General features: G+C 68.9%; 10 protein-coding genes. 7 read left to right on the top strand and 3 right to left on the bottom strand.

Annotation, left to right across the window (positions count from 1 at the left end):
• Positions 1 to 76: 76 nt before the first annotated feature.
• Positions 77 to 1,618: an acetolactate synthase large subunit gene (locus tag Q7T09_RS20365; RefSeq protein ID WP_304702089.1), complete on the top strand. Its 1,542-nt coding sequence runs from the start codon at positions 77 to 79 to the stop codon at positions 1,616 to 1,618.
• A gap of 98 nt (positions 1,619 to 1,716) precedes the next feature.
• Here Q7T09_RS20365 and Q7T09_RS20370 read toward each other — a convergent pair whose 3' ends face one another.
• Positions 1,717 to 3,042 carry a hypothetical protein gene (locus tag Q7T09_RS20370; protein WP_304702090.1) on the bottom strand — a complete coding sequence of 442 codons (1,326 nt, stop codon included), beginning with the start codon at positions 3,040 to 3,042 and terminating at the stop codon, positions 1,717 to 1,719.
• A gap of 173 nt (positions 3,043 to 3,215) precedes the next feature.
• On the opposite strand from Q7T09_RS20370, the gene Q7T09_RS20375 reads away from it, so the two are divergent.
• The 4 genes from Q7T09_RS20375 (at position 3,216) to Q7T09_RS20390 (ending at position 6,960) form a co-directional block, all read left to right on the top strand.
• The gene (locus Q7T09_RS20375) at positions 3,216 to 4,280 is read left to right on the top strand and encodes an MBL fold metallo-hydrolase (RefSeq protein WP_304702091.1); all 1,065 of its coding nucleotides are present in this window, start codon (positions 3,216 to 3,218) and stop codon (positions 4,278 to 4,280) included.
• An 83-nt stretch (positions 4,281 to 4,363) separates the two neighbouring features.
• A complete protein-coding gene (locus Q7T09_RS20380; protein WP_304702092.1) occupies positions 4,364 to 5,143 on the top strand; it encodes an enoyl-CoA hydratase-related protein in 780 nt (259 codons plus the stop codon).
• The gene (locus tag Q7T09_RS20385) at positions 5,144 to 6,106 is read left to right on the top strand and encodes an oxidoreductase (RefSeq protein ID WP_304702093.1); all 963 of its coding nucleotides are present in this window, start codon (positions 5,144 to 5,146) and stop codon (positions 6,104 to 6,106) included.
• Positions 6,103 to 6,960 carry an NAD(P)-dependent oxidoreductase gene (locus Q7T09_RS20390; protein ID WP_304702094.1) on the top strand — a complete coding sequence of 286 codons (858 nt, stop codon included), beginning with the start codon at positions 6,103 to 6,105 and terminating at the stop codon, positions 6,958 to 6,960. The genes Q7T09_RS20385 and Q7T09_RS20390 overlap by 4 nt, the downstream gene beginning before the upstream one ends.
• Before the next feature lie 139 nt (positions 6,961 to 7,099).
• On the opposite strand, the gene Q7T09_RS20395 is transcribed toward Q7T09_RS20390, so the two are convergent.
• Positions 7,100 to 7,450, bottom strand: a complete 351-nt coding sequence (locus Q7T09_RS20395; protein WP_304702095.1) for a TfoX/Sxy family protein — start codon at positions 7,448 to 7,450, stop codon at positions 7,100 to 7,102.
• 36 nt (positions 7,451 to 7,486) lie between these two features.
• On the opposite strand from Q7T09_RS20395, the gene Q7T09_RS20400 reads away from it, so the two are divergent.
• Positions 7,487 to 7,966, top strand: a complete 480-nt coding sequence (locus Q7T09_RS20400; protein WP_304702096.1) for a GNAT family N-acetyltransferase — start codon at positions 7,487 to 7,489, stop codon at positions 7,964 to 7,966.
• A 51-nt stretch (positions 7,967 to 8,017) separates the two neighbouring features.
• Complete coding sequence (locus Q7T09_RS20405; protein ID WP_304702097.1) at positions 8,018 to 8,626, top strand: GNAT family N-acetyltransferase; 609 nt, start codon at positions 8,018 to 8,020, stop codon at positions 8,624 to 8,626.
• A 56-nt stretch (positions 8,627 to 8,682) separates the two neighbouring features.
• Here the strand turns inward: Q7T09_RS20405 and Q7T09_RS20410 are convergent.
• Positions 8,683 to 9,610, bottom strand: a 928-nt coding sequence (locus Q7T09_RS20410; RefSeq protein WP_304702098.1) for an SDR family NAD(P)-dependent oxidoreductase, incomplete at its 5' end; no start/stop codon positions are given.

Below are 9,610 nucleotides of genomic sequence, written 5' to 3' on the forward strand. Positions count from 1 at the left end.
GCGCGGTCCCTCCGGGCCCAGACGGTGGCGAAACTCTTCTCCGATTCCCCTTCCTCCGATGTGATGGTGTTCTGACATGAACGGCGCCGACGCCCTGATCGAGACCCTCGTGGACAACGGCGTCACCGCCTGTTTCGCCAATCCCGGCACCAGCGAGATGCAGTTCGTCGCGGCCCTGGACCGCCAGCCCAAGATGCGGCCGGTGCTCTGCCTGTTCGAGGGCGTGGCCACCGGCGCCGCCGACGGCTACGGCCGCATGAGCGACACCCCGGCCTGCACCCTGCTGCACCTGGGTCCTGGCTACGGCAACGGTCTGGCCAACCTGCACAACGCCCGGCGCGCCTACACCCCGATCGTCAACGTGATCGGCGACCACGCCACCTATCATCGCCAGTACGACGCGCCCCTGAACTCCGACATTCCCTCCATCGTGGCGGCCAACTCGGTGTGGGTGAAGTCCGCCGACACCCCCGACAGCGTGGCGACCATCGCGGCCGAGGCCATAACCGCCAGCTACGGCCCCCCCGGCGGTCCGGTCAGCCTGATCCTGCCCGCCGACTCCGCCTGGCTGGAGACCAAGGTGACCAAGGCCAAGGCCGGTCGCCTCGCGCCGTCCGCCCCCGACACCGCCAATGTCGAGGCCGTGGCCAAGGCGATCAAGGCCGCCGCCAAGCCGGTGGTGCTGATCGGCGGCCGCGCCGCCCGCGCCGAAGCCCTGGTCCAGGCCGCCCGCCTGCAGGCCGCTGGCGTCCGGGTCATGGTCGACACCTTCGTCTCCCGCCAGCCGCGGGGTGCGGGGATCTTCGCGCCAGCCCGCATGCAGTACTTCGGCGAGATGGCCCTGGCCGATCTCGCCGGGACCGACCTTATGGTCTATGCCGGGACCACCACGCCGGTGGCCTTCTTCGCCTATCCCGACCGGCCCAGTGTCCTGGTGCCGGAGGGCTGCGCCACCCTGACCCTGGCCGACCGGACCACCGATTCCGTCGCCGCCCTGGCGGCCCTGGCCGATGCGCTGGGCGCGCCGGCCACCGGTCCGAGCCAGGCCCTCAAGCTGCCAGAGAACGCCCCCACCGGCGGCATGACCCCGCAGAGCGCCGGAATCTCCATCGCCCGCCACCTGCCCGAGGGGGCGATCATCTGCGACGACTCGGTGACCTCCGGCGGCGGCGTGGCCGTGCCCTGCATGACCGCCCGGCCGCACGACGTCCTGGCGCTCACCGGCGGGGCCATCGGCATCGGCATGCCGCTGGCCATCGGGGCGGCCGTCGCCGCGCCGGGGCGCAAGGTGGTGTCGCTGAACGGGGACGGCTCGGCCATGTATACGGTCCAGAGTCTGTGGACGATGGCGCGGGAGAACCTCGACGTCACCGTCGTGGTCTTCGCCAACCACTCCTATCGCATCCTCAATATCGAGATGGGCCGCACGGGCTCGGGCAATCCCGGTCCCTCGGCTTCCAAGCTGCTGGACCTGGGCGATCCCAAGCTCGACTGGGTCTCCATCGCCAAGGGCATGGGCCTGCCCGCCGTCCGCTGCGAGACCGCCGAGCAGTTCGAGACCGCCTTCGCCCGCGCCATGTCCGAGCCGGGCCCCAAGTTCATCGAAGCTGCGATCTAGGACCTGATCCTCCCCCGCGTCGCGGGGGAGGACGGGCTCAAAGAAAAAGGCCCGCGGGCGAACCCACGGGCCTCGATCCTGTCGTCCTGATCAGGCGATCAGGTGTTGCCGGGCAGCTTGCAGTCCTTGGAGAAGGCGCAGCCGATGACGCCCACGGGGGCCAGCGGCGACGGCGCGTATTCCAGGATGTAGCCCTTCAGGCCGTCGGAGCAGCCGACTTCCAGATAGCCCGTGCCCTTGGTGGTCTTGCCGATGTAGCGCGTGGCCGAGACCGTGCACTCGTTCTTGCCCATCTTGCGCAGATCGGCGGTCACCAGCGGGAAGGCGAGATCGGGCTTGGTGAAGGAGCAGCGATAGCCGGCCACCGGCGCGCGGGCGCAGTCATAGACCTGGGGCTTCACGCCCGGGCCGCCGAAGACGCCGACACCGCCGTCGGGACGGTTGGAACAGGCCATTTCCACCACGTCCAGACCGGCGGGCGAGGGGAAGGGGGCGTACTTGGAGACTTCGCAGTCGAAGGCCGCGGTCTTGGCCAGCTTGGTGTAGAGGCCGGCCTGGGCGGTCTCGGCTTCCTTGGCGTCGGTCAGCTCGCAGCCGCCCATCACCATGGAGGCCTTCTCGCAGGGATAGGTCTGGACCAGCTGGCCCTTCTCCACCTTGTAGAGATAGCCCTTACCGTCGGCGCAGGAGGTCTCGTAGAACATGGCGCCAGCCTGAGACATGCCCGCGTAGCGACGGTCCTTCACGGCGCAACCGTTCTTGGACGCGGTCACCAGGGTGTCCACGATGGCCATGCGGTAGGCCTTGTCGTGCAGGGTGCACTTAATGTTGCTGCTGCTGTCGTCGTACAGCAGGCAATTGCTGGCCTCGACCTTCTTGGCCTCGTCGGCCGGGGCGCTGGTCTGCAGCACGTAGCCGTCGCCGCCGGTGCAGGAGATTTCGAGGAAGGTCGACGTGGCGCTCTGGCCGATGCCGCGCACCTGGTCGGGCGTGCAGGCGATGCCGGCCTTGGCGATGTAGCCGGCCAGGTCGGACTTGGGATCGGCGTTGCCAGGCAGCTTGCAGGGCAGGCTGGAGGGCTTGCCCTCCGGGGTCGGGCTGTTGGCTTCCACGCAGGTGAAGGCGGTGGGCTTGGCGCCGGTCACGGCCGACAGGATGAAGCCGAGGCCCTTGTCGCAGTCGATCTCGTAGTAGTTGGTCTCGGTCTTGGCCTTCTTGTCGCTCATCTTGCCGACGAAGCGGGCGTCGGTGACGGTGCAGGCGATGCCGGCGGCGGCGGCCACAGCCGGCGCCTCGGCCATGCCCTGGGTGCGGGACGCAGGCGTGATTTCCTCAACCGGCTTCTTGGCCGCCATAACGACGGCGGCGGGCGCCATCACCGCGACAAACAGGGCCGCGGCGAGCCCGATTCCGAATGACCTCATGGTCGTGATCTCTCCTGGGGTAGTTCCTCTGGGCGGACTTAAGCGCCCCTGCGTCCTTCAAATCAAGTTTGGCGTGAACGGCGTCTGAACTGAGCCGCACAAGACCGTATTGCGGTTTGATAGAGACCGCCTGTGGCGCGACAATGGCCGAACACGGGTTGGAGTTTGGGGCGATGCGGGACGGATTCGAAGAGGCGGTGGTCGAGCATGCGCGCCCCAAGCTTGTCTACCCCTTCGAGCGGGGACCGAAGACCGGCGAGGCCCTCGATGTGGCGCCCGGGGTGAAGTGGCTGCGGATGCCGCTGGGCGGCTCCCTGGCTTTCATCAATGTCTGGGCGATCCGCGAGGGGGCCGGCTGGGCCATCGTCGACACCGGCATGGGCGGCCCCGAGACCATGGAGGCCTGGCGCAAGGCCTTCGCCAAGTCCCTGGGCGGCCTGCCAGTGACGCGGGTCTTCGTCACCCACATGCACCCCGACCACATCGGCATGGCCGGCTGGCTGACGCGGAAGTTCGATGTCCGCCTGTGGATCACTCGGCTGGAATTCCTGATGTGCCACAACCTGGCGGCCGACACCGGCCGCGAGGCGCCGGAGGACGCCCTGCGCTTCTATCGCGGGGCCGGGTGGGATGACGAGCAGATCGAGAGCTACCGCGCCCGCTTCGGCGGCTTCGGCAAGGGGCTGCACGCCCTGCCGGCCAGCTTCCAGCGGCTGTCGGACGGCGACGAGATCCAGATCGGCGACCACCTATGGCGCATCGTGGTGGGGTCGGGCCATTCGCCGGAGCACGCCTGCCTCTACTGCCCGGAGCTGAAGCTGCTGATCAGCGGCGACCAGGTGCTGCCGAAGATCTCCTCCAATGTCTCGGTCTTTCCCACCGAGCCTGGCGGCGATCCCCTGACCGACTGGCTGACCTCGCTCGCCCGCATCAAGACCCAGGTGCCCGACGAGGTCCTGGTCCTGCCGGCGCACAACGATCCGTTCCACGGCCTGCACGCCCGCATCGACCACCTGATCGGCGGTCATGAGCGGGGGCTGGCCCGGCTGAAGGCCCTGATCGCCGAGCCGAAGCGATCAGTGGACGTCTTCCACGTCCTGTTCCGGCGCAAGATCGACCAGTGGGTGTTGAGCATGGCCACGGGCGAAAGCCTGGCCCACCTCAACTGCCTGATCACCCGGGGCCAGGCGGTGCGGGAGACCGACGCCCAGGGCGTGGACTGGTACCGGGTCGCCTGATCCTCGAAAGAAATCCCGGCGCGCCGCTGGCGCCACCCGCGGGGCGGTATAATATACGACGTAAGAAATCAGGGAGTGGGACCATGAGCGAACATGTCTTGAGCGAGAAGTCGGGCGGGGTCCTGACCCTGACACTGAACCGGCCGGAGAAGAAGAACGCCCTGACCCGGGCCATGTACCAGGCGCTGGGCGACGCCATCGACCAGGCGGAGTTCGATCGCGAGGTCCGCTGCGTCCTGATCCAGGCCAATGGCGACATGTTCACCGCAGGCAACGACCTGGCCGATTTCGCCGCGGTCAACGCCGGCGACACCAGCGCCAATGAGGCGCGGCGCGACGGCAATCCCCTGCTGGCCGCCCTGGCGCGCGCCAAGACCCCGCTGGTGGCCGCCGTGAACGGCCGTGCGGTGGGCGTGGGCGTCACCATGCTGCTGCACTGCGACCTGGTCTTCATCTCGGAGGACGCCCTGCTCACCACCCCCTTCGTGAACCTGGCCCTGGTGCCGGAGGCGGCCTCCAGCCTGACCCTGCCGGCCCGCATCGGCCATGCCCGGGCCTTCTCCATGTTCGTGCTGGGGGAAGCCGTCGACGCCAGGAAGGCCGTGGACTGGGGCATCGCCAACGCCGCGGTTCCCACCGACCAGCTGCGCGCCCGGGCCCGGGCCGCTGCCGACGCCGTGGCCGCCCGCCCGCCGGCCGCCGTCACCATCACCAAGGCCCTGATGCGCGACGTCGAATCCATCGCCAACCGCATGGACGAAGAGGGGCGCCACTTCGCCGCCCAGCTCAAGTCGCCGGAAGCCAAGGAGGCCTTCGCCGCCTTCGCGCAGAAACGCGCCCCCGACTTCGCGAAGGTGGGCTAGATGACCCGGATCACCGCCGGGCTCTCGCCCTTCACCGACGCCGCCGAGATCGCCGAGGACCATGACCTGACGGGTCGCACCGCCATTGTCACCGGTGGCGCCACCGGAATCGGCGTCGAGACCGCCAAGGCGCTGGCCGCGGCCGGCGCCGAGGTCACCCTCGCTGTCCGCAGCCGCGAGGCCGGCGAGAAGGCCGCCGCCCAGATCAACGCCGATATCGGCGCCGAGCGGGCCAAGGTGGGGATGATCGATCTCTCCAGCCTGGCCTCGGTGGCCGCCTTCGTCAGCGCCTGGGGCGACGCGCCGCTGAACATGCTGATCAACAACGCCGGGGTCATGGCCTGTCCGCAGACCTATACCGTCGACGATCTGGAGATGCAGATCGGGACCAACCACTTCGGCCACTTCCTGCTGGGGGTCGGCCTGGCCCGGGCCCTGATGAACGGGGCCGAGGAGGGCCGCACGGCGCGGCTGGTGTCGCTCTCCTCCATCGGCCACCGGCGCAGCGGCATCAACTGGGACGATGTCCACTACCGCACCCGGCCCTATGACAAGTGGGAGTCCTACGGCCAGTCCAAGACCGCCAATTCCCTGTTCGCCGTGGGCTTCCACAGGCGCTTCGCCGATCTGGGGATCACCGCCAACGCCGTCATGCCGGGCGGGATCATGACCCCCCTGCAGCGCCACCTGCCCCGCGAGGAGATGATCGCCATGGGCTGGATGAACGAAGAGGGCGTGGTCCGCGAAGGCTTCAAGACCCCGGCCCAAGGCGCCTCGACGAGCGTCTGGGCCGCCATCGGCGACGAGCTCGAGGGCGTCGGCGGCCTCTATCTGGAAAATCTCAGCCAAGCCCTGCCCTGGGGCGAGGAGCCCAATGCGGGGGTCATGGCCCACGCCCTCGACCCCGAGGGCGCCGAGCGCCTCTGGGCCCTTTCCGAAGACACCACCGGAGTGAAGCTATGAGCCTGCAAGGCAAGACCCTCTTCGTCACCGGCGCCAGCCGCGGCATCGGCCTGGCCATCGCCCTGCGCGCCGCCCGCGACGGCGCCAATATCGCCATCGCCGCCAAGACCGCCGAGCCGCACAAGCACCTGCCCGGCACCATCTATTCGGCCGCCAAGGAGATCGAGGCGGCGGGCGGCAAGGCCCTGCCGCTGATCGTCGACGTGCGCGACGAGGCCAGCGTCTACGCGGCGGTGGAGAAGACCGTGGCGGCCTTCGGCGGCGTCGACATCTGCGTCAACAACGCCTCGGCCATCCAGCTCACCGGCACCCTGCAGACCGACATGAAGCGCTACGACCTGATGAACCAGGTCAATGCGCGGGGGAGCTTCCTGACCTCCAAGGCCTGCATCCCGCATCTGAAGAATTCGGCCAATCCCCACGTCCTGATGCTGTCGCCGCCGCTGGACATGAGCCCGCGCTGGTTCGAGGGGCATGTGGCCTACACCATGGCCAAGTTCGGCATGAGCATGTGCGTCCTGGGCATGGCCGCGGAGTTCAAGGCCGACGGCATCGCCTTCAACGCGCTCTGGCCCCGGACCGGCATCGCCACGGCCGCCATCCAGTTCGCCCTGGCCGGCGAGGAGGGCATGAAGTCCTGCCGCACCGTCGACATCATGGCCGACGCCGCCCACGCCATCTTCGAGAAGCCGGCTCGCGAGTTCAGCGGCAACTTCCTGATCGACGACAGCTTCCTCTACGGCGAAGGCGAGCGCGACTTCGACAAGTACCGCGTCGATCCCACCACCAAGCTGATGCCCGACTTCTTCGTGCCGGCGGACTCCGTCCCGCCTCCCGGCGTGGTCATCGGGTAGCGGATAGGGCCTAACCCCCTCCGTCACGCGCTGACGCGCGCGCCACCTCCCCCGAACCGCGCTTCGCGCTGGGGGAGGAACGAGGCGCGTCTAATTCCTCCCCCATCGGGGGAGGGGGACCGCGCAGCGGTGGAGGGGGTTAGGGCTTCCGCCGCGTCCTCGGCTTCGTCTTCGCCCGGACGGCCGCCTCGATAGCCTTACCCGCCCAGGCGGCCAGCAGGTCGGGGTCCTCCAGGGCCTCCAGCGGCGCGCACCAGTAGCTCATCGCCTTGTCGCCGCCGAAGGGCTTGAAGGGTTCGCAGCCCGCGGCCTCGAAGTCGGCCCGGTTGGCGTCATCGACCTTGAGGTACAGGGTGTCGTCCGCGATCAGGGCGAAGAATAGGTCGTGACGGGACAGGCCCACCCCACCGAACATCCGCCGGTGGGTGATCCCGCCCAGGGGCTGGAGTTGCTCCAGAACATAGTCGACAAATTCGGGTGAGACCGCCATGCGCCTCTCGCCAAGCCAGAGGAGACGATACCAGCCGTGACCGTGACTGTCCGCCCCGCCGTGGCCGCCGACGCCGCCCTGATCCACGGCTTCATCCGCGCCCTGGCCGACTACGAGAAGCTGCTGCACGAGGTGGAGGCCAGCCAGGCCGACATCGCCGGCCACCTGTTCGGGGACAATCCGCGGCTGTTCTGCGACATCGCCGAGCACGACGGCGCGCCGGTGGGGTTGGCGATCTGGTTCTACAACTACTCCACCTTCCGAGGCCGGCACGGGATCTATCTGGAGGACCTGTTCGTGGTCCCGGAGGCCCGCGGCCTGGGCGCCGGAAAGGCCCTGCTGCGGGTCTTGGCCCAGCGGTGCGAGACCGAGGGCCTGGCGCGGCTGGAATGGGCGGTGCTCAACTGGAACGCGCCGGCCATCGCCTTCTATGACAGCCTGGGGGCGGTGGCCCAGACCGAGTGGACCGTGCGCCGCCTGACCGAGGAGGCCCTGACCCGGCTTGCGCGGGGCTGAACGCGATGTGATAGTTTCCTGGCGATCCCAGCGACTGTTTCGGAGCCCCCAATGAGCGCCCCACCCAAGACTGTTCTGGTCGCCTCGCCGGAGGAGGAGGCGGCCATCCGCCAGGCGGTGCGGACCGCCCAGCCGGGCTCGCCCGACAGCGTCCTGGCCGGACCCGAACATGTGCCGGGCCTGGTGACCCTGCTCAGCGATCCGGCCGTCTCCGGGCCCATCTATGACCTGCCCAGGCCGATCAACGCGCAGACGGTGGGCGCCTGGGTCGCAGAGGCGCAGGCCCTGCGCCAGAAGGGGGAGGCCATCCTCTTCGTCTCCCTCGATCCGGCCGGCGAGGTGGCCGGCTATTCCCGCTTCTCGGTCTGGCCCGACCGGTCCTCGGCGGAGATCGTCGGGGGCCGCCGCGCGGATCTGCAGAGCCGGGGCCAGGGCAGTTCGGGCGCGGCGCGGTCGTTCGGCTGGATGTTCGAGGCCCTGGGGGTGCGGCTGGTGGGCCTGACCGCGGCCCTGGACAATGTCCGCTCGGCCAAGGTCATCGAGGCCGCCGGCTTCGTGCGCATGGGGGAGCGCGACAGCGTGCGCCCGGACGGCACCATCCGCAGGTCGCTCTACTGGGAGCTGACCCGGGACCAGTGGCGGGCCCTGCACGGCGCATGAAAAAGACCCCGGCCTTATGGCCGGGGTCCTGATCTTGGTGGCGAAGGCGTCCGGGCTTAGGCGGGCTTCGGCGCCGGGGCGGCCTGCGGCGCGCGGCCCAGGTCGTAGAACTTCGGCGCCATCTTCGGAATGGCTTCCTTGATGATGCTGTCGACGGTCCAGCCCTCTTCCTTGGTCACGGTCTCGATCGGCCGCGGCTGCGAATAAAGGGTGATGGTCTCGCCCGAGGAGCCGAAGATCTGGCCCGAGACGCTGGCGGCGGCCGGGGTGATCATGGCCACGGAGAAGCGGGCCGGCTGGTCGGCGCGGATCTTCTCGGCCATCACGGCGCGACGCGCGGCGGCGGCTTCATCCTTCACCGGCACCGACTGGGTCATGCGGGTCCAGGCGACCGGCGCGACGCAGTTGGAGCGCACGTTGTTACGGGCGCCTTCCATGGCGATGATCCGCGAGAGGCCGGCGATGCCCATCTTGGCCGCGCCGTAATTGGCCTGGCCGATGTTGCCGAACAGGCCGGAGGTCGAGGTGAAGAACATGTAGGCGCCGTCGTTCTGCTCGCGGAACAGTTCGATGGTGGCGCGGGCCACGTTGAAGGAGCCGCGCATGTGGACGTTGATGACGGAGTCCCATTCGGCCTCGGTCATCTTGTGGAACATCACGTCCCGCAGGATGCCGGCGGGATTGATCACGGCGTGCAGGCCGCCGAATTCCTTCTTGGCCTGCTCGACCATGCCGTAGACGGCGTCCAGGTCGGTGACGCTGTCGGAATTGGAGACCGCCTCGCCGCCCGCGGCGCGGATTTCCGCGGCGACGTTTTCAGCCGGGCCGGCCGAGCCTTCGTCCTCGCCCTTCAGGCTGCCGCCCAAATCGTTGACGACGACCTTCGCGCCTTCCTGCGCGGCGATCAGAGCGCAATCGCGGCCGATACCGTTGCCGCCGCCCGTAACAAGAACAACTTTGCCTGAAAGAGCACCCATGAACCAA

The organism is Phenylobacterium sp. (genome assembly GCF_030645195.1).
Lineage (GTDB): Bacteria > Pseudomonadota > Alphaproteobacteria > Caulobacterales > Caulobacteraceae > Phenylobacterium.